This is a genomic window from Vineibacter terrae (assembly GCF_008039615.1).
Taxonomy (GTDB): Bacteria; Pseudomonadota; Alphaproteobacteria; order Reyranellales; family Reyranellaceae; genus Vineibacter; species Vineibacter terrae.
On the sequence record NZ_VDUZ01000009.1, the window covers coordinates 1 to 20,638 of the forward strand.

Genomic DNA, 20,638 nt, shown 5'->3' on the forward strand with positions numbered 1-20,638 from the left:
GCGGCGAGTCCGCCGGCGGCGACCTGGCGCGGCCAGCAGCGTCGGTTTGCCGCCTTTGTCCGCCAATTCAACGAAGAGCGGCCGCATGAAGCGCTCGGCCAGGTGCCACCGGCGCGGTGCTACCAGCCCAGCCCTCGGCGCTATCATGGCCAGCTGCTTGAGCCGCAGTACGACGGCACCGACATCACGGTTCTGCGTGTCCGTCCCAAGGGCACTATCCGCTGGCATGGCCATGAGGTGTTTCTGAGCGAAGCGCTGAGCGGCGAACCGATCTGCCTGGAGCCGACGGCACGCGATGGCGTGATGCGGTTGCGCTTCGGCCACGTGCCGTTGGCCCTGCTCACCCCCGCCGGAAAATTCGAGCCGCTGCCGGGGGCGCGCCCCCGGCAGCGGCCAGCGGCGGCACCGAAAGTGTAACCGATGTATCCGGTCCAAAGTGTTACCTATGTATCCGGTCTAAAGTGTTACCGATGTATCCGGTCGTACACCCTCCCTCTCCCCGCTCTCGCGGAGAGAGGTGTGCATCACGTATCGGCGTGAAGGACCCTGCCGCGGGTTTCCGGCAAGGCGAACGCGGCGATGAAGAACACGCCATACGCCACCACCGCAAAGATCGCGATGGCGTTGCCCAGCGAGGTTCGCGTCGACAGGAAGCCGACCAGGAACGGGAACAGCGCGCCGATGCCGCGGCCGAAATTGTAGCAGAAGCCCTGTCCCGACCCGCGCAGGCGCGTCGGGAACAGCTCGGTCAGGAACGCGCCCATGCCGGAGAAATAGCCGGACGCAAAGAAGCCCAGCGGGAAGCCCAGCAGCCACAGGATGTCGTTGGTCAGTGGCAGTTGCGTGTAGACGACGATGACGGCGATCGCGCCGACCGAGAAGGTCAGGAAGAGGTTGCGCCGCCCGATGCGGTCGGCGAGCCAGGCGCCGACGAGGTAGCCCACGAACGATCCGATGATGAGGGCGGCGAGATAGCCGGTGGAGGTCACGATCGAGAGGTTGCGCTCGGTGGTGAGGAACCGCGGCACCCAGAACGTGATGGCGTAGTAGCCGCCCTGGCACCCGGTGGCCGCGAGCGCAGCCAATATGGTGGTCCTCAGGATGGGACCCGAGAAGATCTCCCACAGCGCCGGGCGATCGCCGGTCGCTTGTTGCCGCGCGCGTGTCTGGGCGGCGATCTGCGGCTCTTCGACATAGCGGCGCAGATAGAAGACCATGAGCGCGGGCAAGGCACCGATCACGAACATCCAGCGCCAGGCGACCTCGGCCGGCAGATAGGAAAACAGCACCGCCTGCGCCAGCACGGCCAGGCCCCAGCCCACCGCCCAGCCGGATTGCACCGAGCCTACGGCGCGGCCGCGGTATTGCGGCCGGATGGCCTCGCCCATCAGCACGGCGCCGGCCGCCCACTCGCCGCCGAAGCCCAGGCCCAGCAGGGCACGCGCGATCAGCAGCTGATCGAAGTTCTGCACGAAGGCGCAGACCAGCGAGAAGAACGAGAACCACAGGATCGTCAGCTGCAGGGTGCGCACGCGGCCGATGATGTCGGCGATGTAGCCGGCGAGCCAGCCGCCGACTGCCGATGCCAGCAGGGTCACCGTGCCGGCGAGGCCCACCGTGCCGGCATCGACGTGCCACATCGCAATGATGGTGCCGATGACCAGCGGATAGATCATGAAGTCCATGCCGTCGAGGGCCCAACCCGATGCGCAGGCCCAGAACGTGCGCCGCTCCGGCACGTCCATGTCGCGATAGAATGCAAGCAGGCTGGTGTCTTCGACAGCAACGGTGTCAGAGGGGTTCGCCGCCATGGTCGCCTCCCGTCTTCTCATGCTCATCCTGCGATGACGCTGCTGCAGTCTATTCGCGTGTCATCGCCACTGCCATGAGTCGTCAGGTGCACGGCCGTGATTCTTGTCGGCCAGGGCGTGCGATGCCGGCCACCTGCTGGACGGTCAGTAGGCCACCGCGGGTCAGTCGCTATTCCGGTGCCATCGCGTTGCACCCGAAACAGATGCCAGGGGCTCGATCCAGTCGGGCGCGAAGGCGCCGCGGATGCAGATGGCGCCATCGTCGCGATAGCGCGATGTTGGCGTCGGTCAGGGGCAGGGCGGCTTCGTGGCTCATGGTCAGATATCCGCGAAATCACCGCCACGGCCCTTGCCGCCGGCGAAGCGGGCAGCGCCCTTGCGCGCTTCCTGGGCCAGCGCCGGCCCGCCGCGGCGGCCCTCGTTCCTCAGCGCGTCGGCGATGTCCATGCCCCATTGCTCGTAGGACGACAGCCGGTCGCTGCGCATGCAGGTCTGCGGGAACTTCGTCAGCACGGCCGCCAGCGCCTGGGCTTCCGCCAGGGCCTGGCCCGGTGCCACCAGGCGGTTGGCCAGCCCCCACTCGAAGGCCTCGCGCGCGCCGACCTCGCGGCCGGTGAGGATCATGTCCAGCGCGCGGCTATGGCCGATCAGCCGCGGCAGGCGCACGGTGCCGCCATCGATCAGGGGCACGCCCCAGCGACGGCAGAAGACCCCGAACCTCGCCGTCTGCGAGGCGACGCGCAAATCGCACCACAGCGCCAGCTCGAGGCCGCCGGCCACGGCATGGCCTTCGACGGCGGCGATCACCGGCTTGGACAGCAGCAGGCGGGAAGGGCCCATCGGGCCGACGCCTTCCGGGTCGTGGCGGGACATCCCGGCGCTGGACGCCGCCGCCTTCAGGTCGTAGCCGGCGCAGAAGGCGCCGACCGCGCCGGTCAGGATCGCGACCGACTGCGAGTCGTCCTGATCGAAGGCGATGAAGGCCTCGCGCAGCAGGATCGCGGTCTCGGGGTCGACGGCGTTGCGTGCCTCGGCGAAGCGGTTGATGGTGACGGTGGTGACGGCGCCCTCGCGTGCGACCAGAACCTTGGACATGGTGGTCTCCGTGCGGGTGCTGGCGCGGGTCAGACGCGGCCGCGCATCATGCGCAGCGGATCATAGGTCAGCACCGTCTCGCCCTTCTGGTTCTTGACCAGGTTCATGGTGCGCACGATGCCGCGTGACGGATCCTTCGAGGTCGGCCGCACCTCGGTCACCTCGCACTCGACATGGATGGTGTCGTTGACGAAGGTCGGCGCCTTGATGTCGAGCGTCATGCTCAGGAAGGCCATGCCCGTGCCCTGGATCGAGACCGGGATCAGCAGGCCTTCGGCGAAGCTGTAGACCAGCGCGCCCGGCACCAGGCGGCGCTTCGTCGGCGAATGCTTGTCGATATAGTCGAGGTTGTTGAACAGCCCTTCCTGCATGCCGGTGCAGCAGATGAAGTTCACAAGGTCGGCCTCGAAGATCGTTCGGCCGGTGGTCCTGAAGCGGTCACCGACCTTGAGGTCGGTGTAGTACATGCCTTCGCCCAGCGTGCGCATCGCGTGCTCCTTCGTGGTGGAGGACGATGCTGGCGCAGGCGACGCAGGACGGCAATCGCTGACGGTTTCGCAGGGCGGTCAATGACCGTGGCCGACATGGGCGCCTTCGGCCAGCACATAGTGGCGGCCGCAATAGGGACAGTCGACGAAGCCTTCCTTCACGAGGCTGAGATAGACCAGCGGATGGCCCAGCGCACCACCGCCGCCGTCACAGCCGACCCTGTCGGTTTTGACTTCAATCGTTTCCAACGGCTTCGTCGCATCCATGCGCGGCTCTCTCCCCGAACGGCAGGCGGCGGATCATAGCGGCGGGCGCCCGCCAATCAACAGGAGGCGTGACGACGCAGATCGCGCCACTGCTACCGGACCGCCACACCGGCGCCCACAACTGCGCTATAACTGCCGCACCCATGCGCCGATCCCCATCCATCGTCCTGCTGCTGGCGCTGCTCGTGCCGGCGCTGACGCATTGCGCCCCAGTGGTGGTGCCGTCGGGCCCCGCCGTTTCGGCGCCGTTGCTGGAGCCGTCCCGCATCGTGGCCGCCGACGGCGCCGTCCTGCCGCTGCAGCACTGGCCGGCGACGGCCGGCACCCGCAACGGCCAGCCGCAGGCCGTGATCCTGGCGCTGCACGGGTTCGGCGACTATTCGGGCGCCTTCGAGGAGCCGGCGCAGACATGGGCCGCGCTCGGCATCGAGACCTATGCCTACGACCAGCGCGGCTTCGGCGATGGGCCGCATCGCGGCCGCTGGGCCGGCGTCGACACGATGGTCAACGACGCGCTGACGGCGCTGCGCCTGGTGAGCGCACGGCATCCCGGCACGCCGATCTATCTCACCGGCGAGAGCATGGGCGGCGCCGTGGTGCTGGCGGCGCTGGGGCGGCTGGCCGATGCCCCGGGGCTGGCGCCGGTCCCGGCAGGGGCGATCCTGATCGGCCCGGCCGTGCGCTCGCGCGACACGATCGGCGGCCTGGCGCGCGGGGCGCTGTGGATGGCGGCGCACATCGCGCCGTGGCATCCGGTCGGCCCGACCTCGATCGACTTCCAGCCCTCGAACAACCGCAAGATGCTGGAGAAATACGCCAAGGATCCCAAGGTGCTGCGCTATCCGCGCACCGACCTGGTCTGGGGCCTGGTCGACCTCATGGACGCCGCCAAGCAGGCGGCGCCCAGGATCACGACACCCTACCTGCTGCTCTACGGCCTCAACGACCGGATCGTGCCGGAAAGCGCGATGCGGGAGGTGCTGGCCAGGCTGCCGCGGCGCCCCGACTCGCGCCTGGCCTTCTACGCCAAGGGCTATCACATGCTGCTGCGCGACCTGGACGGCGTGACGCTGCACCGGGACGTGGCCGACTGGATCGCCGACAAGCGGGCGCCGCTGCCGTCGGGTGCCGACCATCAGCGGTCCGACCTGCAGGCCCTGTGGGGCAGCCGCTTTGACTTGACGACGGGCGGCGGGTAGGTTGCGCCCGCGTGCCGCCGCAATGTCCCTGTAGGACGCAGAAACGCAAGACGAATCAAGGCGTTATGAACCAAGAAACCAAGCCTGTCACATGGTTGTCCGACCCCCGCCGGGGACGGCCATGCACCATCATTGGCGAGGTCGCGCAGGCACATGACGGCAGCCTCGGGCAGGCGCATGCCTTCATCGACGCCATTGCCGATGCCGGTGCCGACGCGGTCAAGTTCCAGACCCACATCGCGTCGGCCGAAAGCACGCCGGGCGAGCCGTGGCGCAAGAAATTCAGCCCGCAGGACGACACGCGCTACGATTACTGGAAGCGCATGGAGTTCACCGAGCCGCAATGGCACGCGCTGAAGAAGCACGCCACCGAACGCGGCCTGCTGTTCCTGAGCTCGCCCTTCTCGCCGCAGGCCGTCGAGCTCCTGAAGCGGGTCGGGGTCGCGGGCTGGAAGGTGGCGTCGGGCGAGGTGTCCAACCTCGATCTCATCGATGCCATGGCGGCCACCGGCCAGCCGGTCATGCTGTCGTCGGGCATGAGCGGCATGGCCGAGCTGGACGAGGCGGTTGCCGTCGTGAAGAAGCGCGGCGCGCCGCTGGCGGTGATGCAGTGCTCGACCATGTACCCGACCTCGCCCGAGGCCGTGGGGCTCAACGTGATGGCGGCGTTCCGCGAGCGCTATGGCTGCGCCGTCGGCCTGTCCGACCATTCGGCGAAGATCTTCCCCGGACTTGCCGCCGCGACCTTGGGCGCCGAGGTGTTCGAGCTGCACGTGGCGCTCAGCCGCCACATGTTCGGGCCGGACACCATCGCCTCGGTGACGCCGGAAGAGCTGAAGCAGCTGGTCGAGGGTGTGCGCTTCATCGAGCGCATGCGCGCGGCGCCGATCGACAAGGACCAGTCGGCGCGGGATCTGGCGGCGATGCGCGGCATCTTCACCAAGAGCGTCGTGGCCGTCGGCGATCTGGCGGCTGGCACCGTGCTCGAGGCCCAGGTGCTGGCAGCCAAGAAGCCGGGCACCGGAATCCCGGCCAAGGAGCTGAAAGGCCTGGTCGGCCGCCGCCTGAAGCGCGCCGTCAAGCACGACACGCCGCTCAGCTGGGACGACCTGGAGCCTGCCGCGTGAGCCCGGCGCGCCGCAAGATCTGCGTCGCCGTCACGGCCCGCCCGAGCTACTCCCGCATCCGCTCGGCGCTGGTGGCGATCCGCGCCCGCGATGACCTCGACCTGCAGCTGATCGCGGCCGCCTCGGCGCTGTCCGACAAGTACGGCAACGTCGTCGACGTCATGGAGGCCGAGGGCTTCCGCATCGACCGGCGGATCGGGATGGGCGGCGAGACCGGCACCCTGGTGGCGCAGGCGCGCTCGACCGGCATCGTCCTGACCGAGATGGCGGGCGCCTTCGATGCCCTCAAGCCCGACTGGGTAGTGAGCGTCGCCGACCGGTTCGAGACCATGGCCACGGCTGTCGCCGCCGCCTACATGAACATCCCGCTGGCGCATGTCCAGGGCGGCGAAGTCACCGGCAACATCGACGAGAAGGTGCGCCACGCCGTCACCAAGCTCGCCGACCTGCATCTCGTGGCCAACGAGAAGGCCCAGGAGCGGGTGGTGCGCATGGGCGAGCGGGCCAGCCGCGTCGTGGTCACCGGCTGCCCGTCGATCGACGTGGCCCGCGAGGCGGTCGCCGATCCGCAGGCGGCCGACGCCCTGGTGGCGCGACTGGGCGGCGAGGCCGGCCGCGACCTGAGCCGCGGCTTCCTGATCGTGTCGCAGCATTCGGTCACCAACGAGCACGGCGACGGGCCGTTCCAGACGGCCCAGACGGCCCAGGCCGTCGCCGCCTCGGGGCTGCCGGCGCTGTGGTTCTGGCCCAACCTCGACGCCGGCTCCGACGGCGTGTCGCAGACGCTGCGGGCCTGGCGCGACGGCGGCCGGCTGCCGGGCGTGCATTTCGTGCAGAACGTGCCGCCGGAGGACTTCATCCGCCTGCTGCAGCGCTGCCATTGCATCGTGGGCAACTCGAGCGTGGCGATCCGCGAATGCGCCTGGCTGGGCGTGCCGGCCATCAATATCGGCAGCCGCCAGTCCGGGCGCGATCGCGGCGCCAACGTGCAGGACGTGAACTACGATTCCGACGAGATCCTGGCGGCCATCCGCCGCCAGATGAAGGTCGGCCGCTATGCGCACGACACGCTGTACGGCGACGGCCATGCCGGCGAGAAGATCGCGGCTGCGCTGGCCACGGCCACGCCGCAGATCGACAAGCGCCTGGCCTACGATATCTGACCCCCTCCTTGGACGCCGACCGTGAAGAACATCCTGTCATCGATCGTCATGTTCGTCGTCTCGGTGGTGGTGGCGCTGGGCATCGGCGAGGCCGCGTTGCGCTTCAAGAACGCCGACATGCGCAACTACGACATCGAGATGTGGCGCTACGCGCTGGAGCTTAAGAAGCGGTCGGACGATCCGGTCCTGGGGCATGACCATCAACGCTCGAAGTCGGCGGTGCTGCAGTCGGTGGAGATCCGCACCAACGAGCTGGGGCTGCGCGGCGGCCCGACGCCGCCGGTCGAGCCGGGGCAGCGCCGCATCCTGTTCCTGGGCAGCTCGGTGACCCTGGGCTGGGGCGTGCCCGAGAAGGACACGGTCGAGGCGCGGCTGCAGGAGATGTTCAAGGCGCAGGGCGACAATGTCGTGGTGATGAACGCCGGCATCGGCAACTACAACGCCGAGCGCTACGCGCAGCGCTTCCTGACCGAGCTGACCGCGACGCAGCCGACGGATATCGTGGTGCATTATTTCGTGCGCGATGCCGAGAAGCTGGATGCTGGCGGCGGCAACTGGTTCCTGCGCAACAGCCAGCTTGCCGTGACCCTGTGGATCGCAGGCTCGCGCCTGTTCGGCGAGTCGGGCGAGAAGTCGCTGGTCGACCACTACAAGCAGGTCTACGAGCCCAGCCAGCCCGGCTACCAGGCCATGCTGGCGGCGCTGAAGCGGCTGAAGGACTATGCCGCCAGCAAGAACATCCGGGTCTACCTGGCGATGACCCCCGACGTGCACGACCTCGTCGACTACAAGTTCGACTTCATCCACGAGCGCATGAAGGCCGTCGCCGGCGAGGACGGGTTCAGCTACGTCGACCTGCTGCCGGCGATGCGCAACCTCAAGCCCGAGGAGCTGTGGTCGATGCCGGGCGACCCGCACCCCAACAGCCTGGGCCACAAGCTGATGGCGGAGGCGCTGTTCCCGGCGCTTCAGCTCGGCAAGTAATGCGATTCCTCTCCCGCAGGGCCTTGCCCCCTTGACGCCGGCCCGCGCGTCGGGTTCCTAACGTCACCCCCTCCGGCCGGATCCTCCCGTGCTGTTCAGCGCGCCCGAATTCTTCGCCTTCTTCACCATCTACCTGCTGCTGCACCTGGCGATCCCGGCGCGGCACCGGCTGATCCTCGTCATCATCGGCAGCACCATCTTCTACGGCTGGTGGAACTGGCGCTATGTCTGGATCCCCCATGTCCTGATGCTGGTCGCCTATCTCGGCGTGCTGTGGATGGAGGCGGCGGCCGCGGCGCCGGACCGCAAGCGGCGCATGATCGCCGTCACCGCGCTGCTGCTGCTGCCGCTGGCGTTCGTGAAGTACACCGACTTCATCTATGCCGACGTGCTCGGGCCGGTCTTCGGCTGGTCGGGCAAGCTGCTGAACATCGCGCTGCCGCTGGGCATCAGCTTCGTGACCTTCACGCTGATCGCCTATGTCGTCGACGTCTATCGCCGCAAGTATCCGGTCGAGCGCCGGGCCGGGCTGCTGGCCGGCCTGGTGCTGTTCTTCCCGCATCTGATCGCCGGCCCGATCCTGCGGCCGCACGAGCTGATGCCGCAGCTCGCCAAGCCGCGGCCGGCGCGGCGCGCCTTCGGCCGGCGGCTGGTGTTCGGGCTGGCGGTCTTCACCCTGGGCCTGTTCAAGAAGCTGGTGCTGGCCGACCAGCTCGCCGACGTGGTCGACCATGTCTACAAGACCACGGCCGGGCTGACCGCGGTCGACTACCTGCTGGCCATCTACGGTTTCTCCCTGCAGATATACTGCGATTTCAGCGGCTATACCGACATGGCCATCGGCGTGGCGCTGATGATCGGCGTGCGCCTGCCGACCAATTTCAGGCAGCCCTACACCTCGGCCTCGATCGTCGAGTTCTGGCGCCGCTGGCACATCACGCTCAGCACATGGCTGCGCGACTATCTCTACATCCCCCTGGGCGGCAACCGCGACGGCCGGGCGCGCCAGCTGCTCAACCTGATGATCACCATGCTGCTGGGCGGCCTGTGGCACGGCGCCAACTGGACCTTCGTGCTGTGGGGCGCCATGCATGGCGGCGCCATCGCCCTGGTGCATGCGCTGCGCTGGTCGCCGCTCTACGGTGCCATCCGGCGCGTGCCGGCATGGATCTGGCTGCTGATCACGTTCCATTTCGTGACCTGGGTCTGGGTTCCGTTCCGCGCGCCCGACATGAGCACGGCCGCGCGCGTGGCGCTGGGGCCTTTCACCGCGCCGCTGGGCGACTGGGAAACCGCCCTGCGGCTACATGCCTTCCCGATCGCGCTGCTGGCGGTCTTTCTCCTCACCCACGGATGGGATAATCATCGCGCCATCCACCGGGCGGCGCGCCGGCTGCCGCAAGCGGTGTTCTGGCCATTGATCGCGCTGGTCTGGGCGCTGGCGATCACGTTGAGCCAGGGCAGCTCGAAGAAGTTCGTGTACTTCGACTTTTGACAAACATGGCACGCGCATACGTCATCATTCCGAGCGAAAACCAGTCGCGCGAGTTCGACGCCAAGCTGCTGCTGGCCTGCGCCTTGGCCGAGCGCGGATTTAGCAGCATCGTTGGCTCGCGCAACGATATCCACATGCAGATCGCGCGCCTGCCTCGCTCTATCTATGTCGGCAAGGACATTCGTTCCTCCAGCAATCGCATCTCAGGCATTCTGAAGCGGCTGGGTCACGTCATCGTGGCGTTGGACGAGGAGGCGCTGGTCTATTTTACGCACCAGACCTACCTGACCGCACGTGTGGCGCCTCCGGCGTTCCAGGCGGCTGCTGCTCTCATGGCATGGGGCCCCGACAATGCCGAGGCTTGGCGTGAGTCGCCGCACTACCTCGGCACACCGATCTATGAGACCGGCAACCCACGCGTCGATATGATGCGGCCTGAGCTGCGTCCCTTCTTTGCCGCCGATGTCGAAGCGCTGAAGCGGCGGTTCGGCCGTTTTGTCCTGATCAACACTAACTTCGGCACCCTCAATCATTTCTTTCCAAATCTGACGTCGATGAAGGCACCCGAGCGGCCCGATGCGCCGCCTCCGGGCGCCGATTGGGAGACGGGCCTCGCCTATCATCGCTACGGCATCTTCTGGGCCTTCCAGAAGCTGGTTCCTGTTCTGGCGGCGCGCCATCCCGACACCGCGATCGTCGTGCGACCGCATCCGTCCGAGAATCACGAGACCTGGCGGCGTGTCGCGCAGGGGATCCCGAACGTCCAGGTGCTGCACGAGGGTAACGTGGTCCCGTGGCTGCTGGCGTCGCAAACCGTCATCCACAACGGCTGCACGACAGGCATTGAAGCTTATGTGCTTGGGGGGCGACCGATCGCCTATCGCCCGCTCACGTCGGAGAAATACGATCTCAAGCTGCCCAACAGCGTAAGCCATGAGGTGTTCGACGAAGCCGAGCTGCTCGCCGCCGTCGATGCGATCCTCGAGGACCGTTTCGCGGTCGGCACCGCGCAGGCCGAGGAACGTCGATCCATTCTGCGGCGGTACCTTGCGGCGACCGACGGCAGGATGGCGGTGGAGCGCATGGCCGATGTCATCGAGACAGTCGAAGGCTCGCACTACGGCCAGGTCCAGCCAGGCATCGGCACCCGGCTGATGGGGCATGCGGCAGCCGAGTGGCGCCGGATGCAGAAGCGTCGCAACGCCAGCCGGCCTCAGCACAAGTCGAACGTTGCCTATACGCGGCATCGCTTTCCCGACATCGACCTGCCCAAGGTGCAGCAACGTATCGATGCCTATGGTGGCATTCTCGGGCGTTTCCAGAACGTGCGTGCCGAGGCGGTCGATGCGAATATCTTCCAGATCAGCAAATCGAGATAGGCCCGCAGATGCCAGGCAACCAGCAAGCCGAAACGCAGCAATACTTCGATCGTTTCGCCGAGGATTGGAAACGCAAAGGTTCGGGTGCGCTGCCCGCTCGCGTCAACATCATCGCGCAGCGCAATGGCATCGCCCTCGATGTGCTGGCGTCGCTGCCCGCACCGCGCCGTGTGCTGGATATCGGCTGTGGCACCGGTGATCTGGTGCTCGATGTCGCACGTCGTGGCATGGATGCTGTCGGCATCGACTTCGCGGGGGACATGATCCGGATCTGCGAGGCGTCGCGTGCCGAGGCGGGGCTCGAGCGCGCGCGGTTTCAGCAGGTATCGGTGTTCGACTTCGACCCGCAGGGCGAATCGTACGACCTGATCAGCGCCCAGGGCTTGATCGAGTATATTTCGGCCGACCAGCTCGTCGACCTGTGCCGAAGGATCTTCCCACTGCTGGCACCGGGTGGCGCCTTCGTCGTGGGATCGCGCAACCGGCTGTTCAATGCCTTCTCGCTGAACGCCTTTACCGACATGGAGCGCAAGCTCGGTGCGCTCGATGCGATGATGATCGAGGCCGAGGCGATCGCGATGGCGGCAAATGGCGCGGCTGCTCTGGCAGCGGCAGAAAAGGCCGCCCGATCCTATCCCCAGCCGGAGCGGCATCCGGAGACAGGCGTGACTGTTTCAGTACGCTATCAATACACGCCAGGTGAGCTGTCGCGCTTGCTGCGCAGCCACGGCTTCACCCCCGCCGCCGTCTACGGAGCGCACTATCATGCATTGCCGCCGGCCGTAGCGAAGGACTGGCCGCAGCTCCATGCCGGACTCTCTGAAGCCATTTACCGCGAGCGTCGCTCCGATCATCGGCTGCTGGCGCAATGCACGACCTTTGTCCTTGACGTGCGCCGTCCGGCATAGGGGCGATCGGCGATGAGCGGGCGGTTGACCATCGTCATGTATCACTATGTTCATGAACTCGCCGGGCAAGGGTTCGTGAAGCTGGTTGGTCGAACCTATGACGAGTTCCAGGGTCAGCTCGACTATCTCGAGCGTCGCTTCACGATCGTCACGCCTGAGCAATTCATCGATGCCGTGAAAGGGCGCTGCGCGTTGCCGGCCAACGCCTGCATGCTCACGTTCGACGACGGGTATCGCATTCACTATTCCGTGGTCTTCAAGGCGCTGCGGGAGCGCGGCCTCGCGGGCTTCTTTTTTCCGCCGGCCCGTCCTGTTCTCGAGCCCAGCGTGCTGGATGTCCACAAGATCCACTTCACGTTGGCGTCGACGGCCGGGGCGGCCGAGGTCGCGCGGCAACTGTGCGATTGGCTCGAGATGAACGCGGTCGCGTTCTCGCTTCAGCCTGTCGCCTCATACAAGGCTGCCTATGCGAAGGCATCGCGGTTCGATCCGGCCGAGGTCGTGTTCGTCAAGCGCATGCTGCAGAAAGGCTTGCCTGATGCGGTCCGCACGGCAGCCGTCGATGCGCTGTTTCGCAACCTGTCCGGCTACGACGAGGCTCTTCTGTCGGAAGCGCTGTACCTGCGCGCGCACGAGATCGCGGAGATGGTGGACAGCGGCATGTACGTTGGCGCGCACGGCTACGATCACCGGTGGCTCGACACGCTGACGGTTGCCGAGCAGGAGCGCGAGCTTGATTTGTCCTTGAGCTTCCTTGAGGACGTCGGCGCGCCAACCGAGAACTGGATCATGTGCTATCCTTACGGCGGCCAGGACCCGCTGCTGCTCGACGGGTTGCGGCGACGCGGGTGCGTGGCGGGTCTTACGACCGAGGTCGCGGTGGCCGATATCGGTCGGTACGACCCATTGTTGCTGCCCCGCCTCGACACCAACGACCTGCCGTTGCACCGCGACGGATAGGAACGGCTCAGGCGATCCGGCGAAACGCAGCATCTTCCGGATCGACCCGGGCTGACGGCCGCGTTCCGTCGCATGTCAGGCCATTCGCCGGAAGACGAAGTGGTAGCGTCCTGAAAGCATCTCGTCCTCGGTGGCCGAGGGATGATTGCCGTGGACGGCATCCCAGAAGTCAGGGATCAGATCGATGAACTTCTGGATACGGTGCGCGTGGCGCATCGGCTCGTTGATCGACGCCTGCAGCACGAAGCCGTTGCGCCGGGCGATTTCCGTAAGCTGGTGCATCGTGTTGCGCGGATAGCAAAGGCCCGAGAAATAGAACTCGACCATCTTCTTGGCACGATGGCTGTGGAACTCCGTGGCGAAACGCCGGTACTCGGCATCGCTCAGAAGCAGGTGGCCCCAGGGAATATTGGTGGTCGCGTAGCGATGCGGGCCGAGATAGGCGAAGAACGAGAAATGCTTGATCACGAACAACGATCCGTCGTGGCTCGCCGCGCGTGCGGCGCGGAAGATGCCATCCCAATCGCTGATGTGGTCGATCGCCTTGCAATACAGGATATCGAACGTCTCATCCAGCTGCGCCAGGTCGTGGGCGCCGAGCTGGGCGAAGCGGAACTGCTTGGCGCTGCCGCGCTTGTAGGCGATCCGGCCCGGGCGCAAGGTGAAATGCTCGAAGCCCGTGAGGTGGCGGTAGCGGGTGAAGTCGAGCTCGCCCGGCGACTCGCTTTCGATGTAGTCCGCCAGCTCGCGGAACAGGCTGTCGCGATCATGCGGCTGCCAGCTGCTCTGGTGCTCGCCGTCGAGGAAGGGGTCGACACCGACCGCATTGCCCAGCACCGAGAACTCGAGCATCAGGCGGGGAATCATGCCGTTGCCGGTGCCGATATCCAGCAGTGACTTGCCGGTGAGGTCGACGCCGGATCGTTCCAGCACGTCAAGGACCTGGTGCAACTGGAGCAGGACCCGGCCGCGCTGGCGGTCGCTGGCTGCGCCCGGCGGAGGCCCATCCCAATACTGGCTGCCCGGCGAGGTCGGGGACAGGAAGGGCAGGAGGAAGTCATCGGAGACCGGAAGACGAATGCCGTTATCCTTCTCGAACGTTCCCGCAACTTTCACCGCATCATTCACGATTGTCCTCATTCGCCCGTTTGTCCGCAAAGCGTGCTCCGGAGTCCAGCGCAGGCAACCCCATTCCGTGACGCGTCTGTGATGCGCGCGAGGCCATTATATGAAATAGCGCAGCCGGGCGCCCAGCTCCGCGTCGGCGTATTGTCGCAGATTTGTTGGGCGGCCAACCAGCGGGCCTCCCGAATCTGGTTGCATCGGATCGGTCCCCGGCGTATGCGCGCTGCACGAATAATCAATGAGGCGAAAAAATAGCCTCAGGTGACAGAGAGGCTTTCGTGATATCGACGATCCGTCCGTTGCGCGGTTAGCATATAGATGTGCGGCTTGGTTTTCTGGCGGCACCGTCGCGCGGCGCTGGACGCTGCCGTCTGGGCCCGGGCGTTGGCCTATCTGAGGCAGCGCGGACCGGATGGTCAAGCCACTGCGAGCGGTCCGGGTTGGGCTCTGGGGTTCACCCGCCTAGCCATCATCGACCTGTCGGCGGCCGCGATGCAGCCGTTCGCCGATCGGACGGGACGCTACGTCCTTGCCTTCAACGGCGAGATCTATAATTACGCCGAGCTGCGCGACGCGCTGATCCAGGAAGGCGTGGTCTTCCGCAGCCGTTCCGACACGGAAGTCCTGCTTGAGCTGATCCTGAAGCGGGGCCTGGACGCTGCCCTGGCGGCTGTGAGAGGCATGTTCGCGTTCGTCCTGATGGACAAGCGAACCGATCGTGTGGTCGCGGTCCGGGACCATTTCGGCCAGAAGCCGCTCTATTGGTTTGCCGAGGATGGGCAGATCGCGGTCGCATCGGATCAGCGCAGCCTCAATGCGTTGCGCGCCTCGGTGGTGCCGAACCTCGATGCCTACCACGTCTATCTGTCGACCAGCGGCGAGGAAGGCACGCGCGGCATGTTCGGCGCGCAGACGAGCTTCTTCGCCGGGCTGCAGATGCTGCCCGCAGGCCACATGCTCATTGTCGACAAGGGCACGCCGTCGGTTCGGCGCTACTTCGCGCCCTGGGAACTGGTCGATGGCGATCGGATGGCGCAGGCCGCGGCGCAGCCCTATCCGGCGCTGCTGGACGAGCTCGCCGGCCTGTGGCAGCAGGCCGTCCGCCGCCATCTCGTCGCCGACGTGCCCACTGGGGTCCTGCTGTCGGGCGGGCTCGATTCAAGCATGGTCTTCTGGCACGCGCAGCGCCTGGCCAGCCCGCTGACAGCCTTCACCAAGCTGTCGCCGGGGATCGAGGAGCTGCCGCTGTCCGTCGTGCCGGACCTGCTGGAACAGCGCCCGGCGCATTGCTATTTCAGCTTGCAGAGCCGCCGCACCTATCTGCCCGAGCTGCAGGCGTTCGTCGACTATGCCGCAGCACCCTCGCGCTGGGGCGGCGGGCCGCCCATGCACCGCCTGTGCGTCGATGCCCGCCGCAACGGCGTCATCGTGCTGCTCGGCGGCGATTGCGCCGATGAGTATCTCGGCGGCTACAAGCACTACAAAGCCCTGTTCGAAGCCGCCACCGAGACGACCCTCGGGCCGCTGGTCGGATTGGATCCGCGCAGCCCGTCCTACAACGCCGGCGCCGCGGCATCGCACGAATCCCGCGAGGCCGGCGTCCGGCAGGAGATACTGGCGCATCTGACCCGGGCTGGTGTCCGCACCGACCGTGCTGCGCATGCCATCATGCTGCACGACACGGCGGGCTTCCTGCCGACATGCAACCTGCCGCATAGCGACACCTACGCAATGATGGCCTCGGTCGAGCTGCGCAATCCCATGCTGGACATGGATCTCGTCCGGTTCTGCGTGAACCTGCCGCTCCGCCTGCGCGCAGCGCCCGACGAGTCGGGCCAGTTCGGCAAGCGGATCCTGCGCGACCTGGCATCCCGCGAGATCGGTCCTTCGATCAACCGGAAGAAGGAAGGGACGCGCAACTACTCGATGGCGATGGCGGATCCGACATATTGGCGGCCGGATGCGTTCCGCATCGGGGCGTTCCTGCCTCTGCCGGCCGCGCCCACCCGCCGCGACATCATCCGGTTCGTCAATCTCGAGCTCTTCCATCGCCGCCACATCGAGGGGCAGGACGCACCCCTGCCGTCGATGCTGACGGAAGCCGGGCTGGCGGCGACCGACCTGGGTCTGGCGCCGGATGCTGCCGCTCAAGGGCACGCCATGGAACCCGCCGCGGCCGTCATTTGACGGGGCCGGCATAGGATCACCACGGCAGTGATTGCGCGGCTGCTTTGACTCCCAGGTGTCGCGCGAGGTTGTCGTAGAGGCGCAGGCCGTCGGCGCCGGAGCGTTCCGGGTGGAACTGGCACCCGAAAACGTCACCGGCCTGGATGGCGCAGCAATAGGCGAGCTCGCCGAAGCGGGCTGTCGCCAATGTCGCCGTATCCCGCGCCGGCCGCGCATAGAAGGAATGGACGAAGTACATCGGCGCCCCGTCGGGGACGCCGGCCAGGAGCGTGCCGGTCCATCCGTCATCCGATCGCCCCGTGCTTGCGCGGTGGATGCCGAGCCAGCCGACATGGGGCACCTTGAGCCTCCGGCCTGTGGCGGCAGCGGGCGCTGCGTCGCGCAGGTTCTCGACGACGCCGTCGACGATGCCCAGTCCGGCATGGGTGCCGAACTCGCAGCTTTCGCTGAAGAGGAGCTGGAAGCCCAGGCAGATGCCGACGACAGGCTTGCCTGCCGCCGCGACCTCGATCAGGGTCGAGCGCAGGCCCAGCCGGTCGAGCGTGCGCATGGCATGCCCGAAGGCGCCGACGCCGGGCAGGATCACGCCATCGGCGCGCCATAGGTCATCGGGCGCGGACGTTATGGCGCTGTCGAGGCCGGCATGGCGGCACGCCTGCGCCACGCTGAAGAGGTTGCCCAGGCCATAGTCGACGATGGCGACGCAAGGGCGGCCGGCTTCATCGGGCATCGGCGGGCTCCGCGCTGTCCGCGATGCGGCAGGCTATGCCGGCGTCGATCAGATGCCGCTTCAGTGTCGGGATGTCGCTCGGCTGGACACGGCCGAAATCGCGTTTCTCGGCCAGGACCTTGAACTGGCCGGCACCTTCGAACTGGAAGCCGCGCTCGAGCAGACGCTGCGCCACCCCATAGTGCAGCATCGAGGCGACACATACGGCGTCGGCGTGCGCATCGGCGATCGCGACCCGGACGTGATCGCCGGTGCCGGCGCCGCCGCAGGCGATCACCGGCAGCGGCACGGCGTCGGCGATCGCGCGCGTCAGGTCAAGGTCATATCCCTGGCCGGTGCCCTCGCGATCGATGGAGGTGATCAGGATCTCCCCGGCGCCCAGATCAGCGGCGCGGCGCGCCCAGTCGACGGCATCGAGGGTTGACGGCTCGCGCCCGTTCTCGGTCCAGGCGATCCAGCGCCCGCCGGCGCTGCGCTTGGCGTCGATGTGGACCACGATGGTCGATGAGCCGAACCGCTCGGCCGCGGCCTCGATCAGGTCGGGATTGCCGATCGCGGCCGTGTTGATGGCTACCTTGTCGGCGCCGGCACGCAGCACGGCGGCGATGTCGTCGAGCGAACGCAGGCCGCCGCCTACGGTGAGGGGAATGAAGGTCTCCCGTGCCGTGCGCTCGACGACATCCAGAAGGCTGTTGCGTCCGTAGAGGCTTGCGACTGCGTCCATGAACAGCAGCTCGTCGGCACCGGTCTGATAGTAGGTGCGGGCGAAGACCTCGGGCCGGCCGAGCACGCGCAGCCCCTCCAGATGGATGCCCTTGACGAGATTGGGTCCCTTGATGTCGAGCCGCGGGATGATGCGGATCACGACGCCTTCACCGCGTCTGATGCTTCAGCACCCAGGCGTTGCCGTCCTTGCCCCACAGATGCGGCGAGCGGGCGCTGTCGACGACTTCCCAGTACTTGTCCTCGTCGAGGCCGACATAGCCGAGGAAATCGCCGAAATACTTCTTGGGGAACTCGCCGTCGTACTTGTTGCACAGCACCACGCCTTCCTCGCGCGTGATATGGCCGTCGCGGATGTCACGGCAGGCATCGTTCATGGCACGGCCCTGGCCGAACTTCACGAACATCGTGAAATAGTGCTGCCCGTCGATGCGGTCGTCGAGGCTGGCATACTTGGAGTAAGTGCCCTCGCTGCGTCCGTCCGGGTTGGGCTCGAAGGCGGCGTGCTCCTTGGCGTAGTAGTAGTTGTATTGCGGCGACCAGGGCACGTAGTAGCTCATGTAGTGCACTTCGATTCTGGCCTTCACGACATCCTCGCGCAGCAGCGGGAGGTAGGGATTCATCTCGTGCAGCGGCACGCCGTGCTGCGCCATGTCGTCGATGTGCACGCCGCCGAAATAGAGCTCGCGGTCCGACGTCGATTCGCGGGTGAAGTGTTTGATGTCCATCAGCGGCGAGAAGTTCTCGCCCATGACGTTGTGGCACTCGGCCTGGTTCTCGCCGTACATGATCAGGGGCACGTTGTACTGCAGCGCGACCCGCGGCGCGGCGATCTTTTGTCCGAGAATGAACGGCTGGAACGGGTTGACCAGGTTCAGGAACGCCAGCCGCGTCATGATGCTGTGCGCTTTGGGGTTGGGCGTCACCAGGACGCTGTCGAACCCCGACTTGAGCCAGTTCTGGAAGTTCTTCCAGCCGATGTCGGTGTAGATGTGCGGCGCCCACGTCACGGTGAGCGGGTTCATGCCGTACTTGTACTTCAGCAGATGGGTGACGAAGATCGAGTCCTTGCCGCCGCTGCCCGGCACGATCACGTCGTAGCTGCCATCCTTGCGGCGGTGACGGGCGCACAGCTCAAGCAGCTCCTTCTCGCGCGCCGACCAGTCGATCCTGCCTGCCTTGTACTCGGCGTAGCGGCAAGCATCGCAGATGCCATCATCGCCGAATGCCGCGGTGCCGATGTCGGAGCTCTTCTTGCGGAACTCCGGCGAGGTTGAAGGGCGCTGATTCGACATGACGCAGCGCCTGCAGAAGATGACGGTCTGGGGAAGGCCATGCTTGGTGACAAGGTTCATGTTCCAGCCATTCTTCCGGAGAAGCCGTGGAGTCAGGTGATCCGTGGTCGTTGTCGAACGCGAAAGATGTTCTCCGACACCGGCTCGACGATCACGCCATCGAAGCGGCCGAGCAGCTGGCCGAAGCGTCGGATGCGGGTTTCGACCTCGGGCACGGCGATGCCCGGGAACCTGTGCCGGTTGTAGGCGCGGCTGTTCTTGTGTCCGGGGCGCAGCGCGTTGATCCGCTTCTTGGATGCCCGCCACGCGGCGCGGGCGCGGGCGCGGACGCGCTCGGCCGCGGTGGGGAGAGGCCGCGACAGCGCCGGGGCGGCGAATGCCGTGACATGATCGGCGATGCGCTCGGCTGCCAGTGGGCCATCGAGCGCCGACAGGAACCGGCCGGCGACATCGAGCCGCGACCGGTCCTGCAACGATCGCCGGCGGCCGTCCGCCAGCTCGCGCACCGTGGCGACGAGGCTGTCGAAGTCGTACGCCTCCCAGCTGACATCGTTGGCCAGATGCAGATCGTATTCTTCGGATACCAGCGGACGGTAGGACACGACGGGCGCGTCGAGCAGGAAGCCCTCCAGGCCGGTCGTGCAGCCATTGTGGATCATGGCGACACAGCCGCGCAGCCAGCCGTAGACGTTTCCCTCATGCAGGACATGAATGTTGGACATGCCGCCTGCCGCCTGGCGCCATGTGTCGTGGTTCTCCGCCGGATGCGGGCGCACGACGATCTGCAGGTCGGGAAAGGCCGACGCCAGCCGTGGCAGCATCTCCTGGAAGGCCTGGAAGATGCCATGACGATGCTGCCATGCGCCTTCCATGAAGGGCGTGATCACGCCGCCGACGCTGGCGTCCCGGCCGCCCGGCCGCACGGTGTATCTCTCGACGAAATGGTTCAGCTTGCCGAAGTTGGTGTTGATCAGGATGAAGCGGCCGAACCGGGCCCGCAGCGCCTCGACCTCGGGGTCGAAGAACGCCCGCAGCTCCGGCCGCATCAGATCGATACGCGGGTTGCCGGTGTCGTGGATGGGGGCGCCGTGATAGGCCGGTGCCGTGGCGATGAACTCCTTGTTCTGCGGTCCCCAGGCGAAGAACGCCTCGACGCGCCCGAACGTGCCGGGATGCACCCGCCGCTCGTGGAATTCCCGGGCATTGTAGAAAAGGATCGCTTCCTCGTCCCACGCCATGATCGGATTGCCCAGGCCTTGCAGGATGTCGAACATCCTGGCCGAGCTGACCCGGAAATCCTTGGCGATGTAGACGCTGCGCGGCAGCGACGCGATCTGCATATGGATGTCGACTCGCGACCCGACATACGTTTCAAGCCCACGCTCGGCAAGGTAGCAAGCGAGGAGAAGCTTGCCATCGAACTCTCGACTTTGCGTCTCTGACGGCAGGATGACGGAGCCGTTCGATTTCATTGCATTTCCGGAAATAGCCTGGCGCCCAAATAGACTTTGAGTCTCTGACGGCAGGGTGACGATACTGGACGAATTCTACTGCATTTCAAGGAGGATCGCGGGCACTGTTATGCTCGCCGGTGCGCAAGCGGCCCGTCCTCTTGACCGGTGAACATCCCGGACATACTAAGGTCGCACCTACTTGACACCACCTGGCGGGCGTCGTCCAGGGAGCAAGTGTCCGGCTGCGT

Annotated in this window: 18 protein-coding genes and 1 pseudogene; 10 read left to right on the forward strand and 9 right to left on the reverse strand. The window is 66.4% G+C overall.

Annotated elements, in window-relative coordinates; all coding sequences use genetic code 11:
• Positions 1-417 (forward strand): annotated as a pseudogene (locus tag FHP25_RS40745) (hypothetical protein); the annotation flags it as partial.
• Between the two features lie 107 nt (positions 418-524).
• On the opposite strand, the gene FHP25_RS09855 reads toward FHP25_RS40745, so the two are convergent.
• From FHP25_RS09855 to FHP25_RS09870, 4 genes are all read right to left on the reverse strand, one after another.
• Positions 525-1,811, reverse strand: a complete 1,287-nt coding sequence (locus FHP25_RS09855; RefSeq protein WP_147846760.1) for an MFS transporter — start codon at positions 1,809-1,811, stop codon at positions 525-527.
• Between the two features lie 318 nt (positions 1,812-2,129).
• Positions 2,130-2,906: a crotonase/enoyl-CoA hydratase family protein gene (locus FHP25_RS09860; RefSeq protein ID WP_147846761.1), complete on the reverse strand. Its 777-nt coding sequence runs from the start codon at positions 2,904-2,906 to the stop codon at positions 2,130-2,132.
• A 29-nt stretch (positions 2,907-2,935) separates the two neighbouring features.
• A complete protein-coding gene (locus FHP25_RS09865) occupies positions 2,936-3,394 on the reverse strand; it encodes a MaoC family dehydratase (protein ID WP_147846762.1) in 459 nt (152 codons plus the stop codon).
• Between the two features lie 78 nt (positions 3,395-3,472).
• Positions 3,473-3,661 (reverse strand): zinc-finger domain-containing protein, encoded by a 189-nt coding sequence (locus tag FHP25_RS09870; protein ID WP_147846763.1) that lies wholly within the window; start codon positions 3,659-3,661, stop codon positions 3,473-3,475.
• A gap of 68 nt (positions 3,662-3,729) precedes the next feature.
• On the opposite strand from FHP25_RS09870, the gene FHP25_RS09875 reads away from it, so the two are divergent.
• From FHP25_RS09875 to FHP25_RS09910, 8 genes are all read left to right on the forward strand, one after another.
• On the forward strand, positions 3,730-4,860 hold the full coding sequence (locus FHP25_RS09875; RefSeq protein ID WP_178133425.1) for an alpha/beta hydrolase: 1,131 nt from the start codon (positions 3,730-3,732) through the stop codon (positions 4,858-4,860).
• 95 nt (positions 4,861-4,955) lie between these two features.
• Positions 4,956-5,987: an N-acetylneuraminate synthase family protein gene (locus FHP25_RS09880; RefSeq protein ID WP_218578310.1), complete on the forward strand. Its 1,032-nt coding sequence runs from the start codon at positions 4,956-4,958 to the stop codon at positions 5,985-5,987.
• Complete coding sequence (neuC, locus tag FHP25_RS09885) at positions 5,984-7,150, forward strand: UDP-N-acetylglucosamine 2-epimerase (RefSeq protein ID WP_147846766.1); 1,167 nt, start codon at positions 5,984-5,986, stop codon at positions 7,148-7,150. The genes FHP25_RS09880 and neuC overlap by 4 nt, the downstream gene beginning before the upstream one ends.
• Before the next feature lie 21 nt (positions 7,151-7,171).
• The gene (locus FHP25_RS09890) at positions 7,172-8,134 is read left to right on the forward strand and encodes an SGNH/GDSL hydrolase family protein (protein ID WP_147846767.1); all 963 of its coding nucleotides are present in this window, start codon (positions 7,172-7,174) and stop codon (positions 8,132-8,134) included.
• An 88-nt stretch (positions 8,135-8,222) separates the two neighbouring features.
• Entirely contained in the window at positions 8,223-9,629 is a 1,407-nt protein-coding gene (locus FHP25_RS09895) for an MBOAT family O-acyltransferase (RefSeq protein ID WP_147846768.1), read from the forward strand.
• Positions 9,630-9,634: 5 nt separating this feature from the next.
• On the forward strand, positions 9,635-11,008 hold the full coding sequence (locus FHP25_RS09900) for a surface carbohydrate biosynthesis protein (RefSeq protein WP_147846769.1): 1,374 nt from the start codon (positions 9,635-9,637) through the stop codon (positions 11,006-11,008).
• Positions 11,009-11,016: 8 nt separating this feature from the next.
• Positions 11,017-11,916, forward strand: a complete 900-nt coding sequence (locus FHP25_RS09905) for a class I SAM-dependent methyltransferase (protein ID WP_147846770.1) — start codon at positions 11,017-11,019, stop codon at positions 11,914-11,916.
• Between the two features lie 24 nt (positions 11,917-11,940).
• Positions 11,941-12,876 (forward strand): polysaccharide deacetylase family protein, encoded by a 936-nt coding sequence (locus FHP25_RS09910; RefSeq protein ID WP_178133426.1) that lies wholly within the window; start codon positions 11,941-11,943, stop codon positions 12,874-12,876.
• A 75-nt stretch (positions 12,877-12,951) separates the two neighbouring features.
• Here the strand turns inward: FHP25_RS09910 and FHP25_RS09915 are convergent, their stop codons facing one another.
• Complete coding sequence (locus tag FHP25_RS09915) at positions 12,952-14,004, reverse strand: methyltransferase domain-containing protein (RefSeq protein WP_178133427.1); 1,053 nt, start codon at positions 14,002-14,004, stop codon at positions 12,952-12,954.
• A 315-nt stretch (positions 14,005-14,319) separates the two neighbouring features.
• Between FHP25_RS09915 and asnB the strand changes: the two genes are divergently transcribed.
• Positions 14,320-16,188 (forward strand): asparagine synthase (glutamine-hydrolyzing), encoded by a 1,869-nt coding sequence (asnB, locus tag FHP25_RS09920; protein ID WP_147846773.1) that lies wholly within the window; start codon positions 14,320-14,322, stop codon positions 16,186-16,188.
• A gap of 16 nt (positions 16,189-16,204) precedes the next feature.
• Here asnB and hisH read toward each other — a convergent pair whose 3' ends face one another.
• From hisH to FHP25_RS09940, 4 genes are read right to left on the reverse strand one after another with little or no spacing between them, the layout of a single operon-like run.
• Positions 16,205-16,918, reverse strand: coding sequence for an imidazole glycerol phosphate synthase subunit HisH (gene hisH, locus FHP25_RS09925; RefSeq protein ID WP_147846774.1), 714 nt, complete (start codon positions 16,916-16,918; stop codon positions 16,205-16,207).
• A complete protein-coding gene (gene hisF / locus FHP25_RS09930) occupies positions 16,908-17,783 on the reverse strand; it encodes an imidazole glycerol phosphate synthase subunit HisF (RefSeq protein ID WP_231712270.1) in 876 nt (291 codons plus the stop codon). Before hisF ends, hisH begins: the two co-directional genes overlap by 11 nt.
• A gap of 7 nt (positions 17,784-17,790) precedes the next feature.
• Positions 17,791-18,996: an N-acetyl sugar amidotransferase gene (locus tag FHP25_RS09935; protein ID WP_147846776.1), complete on the reverse strand. Its 1,206-nt coding sequence runs from the start codon at positions 18,994-18,996 to the stop codon at positions 17,791-17,793.
• Positions 18,997-19,028: 32 nt separating this feature from the next.
• The gene (locus tag FHP25_RS09940) at positions 19,029-20,408 is read right to left on the reverse strand and encodes a surface carbohydrate biosynthesis protein (protein ID WP_147846777.1); all 1,380 of its coding nucleotides are present in this window, start codon (positions 20,406-20,408) and stop codon (positions 19,029-19,031) included.
• Positions 20,409-20,638: the final 230 nt, after the last annotated feature.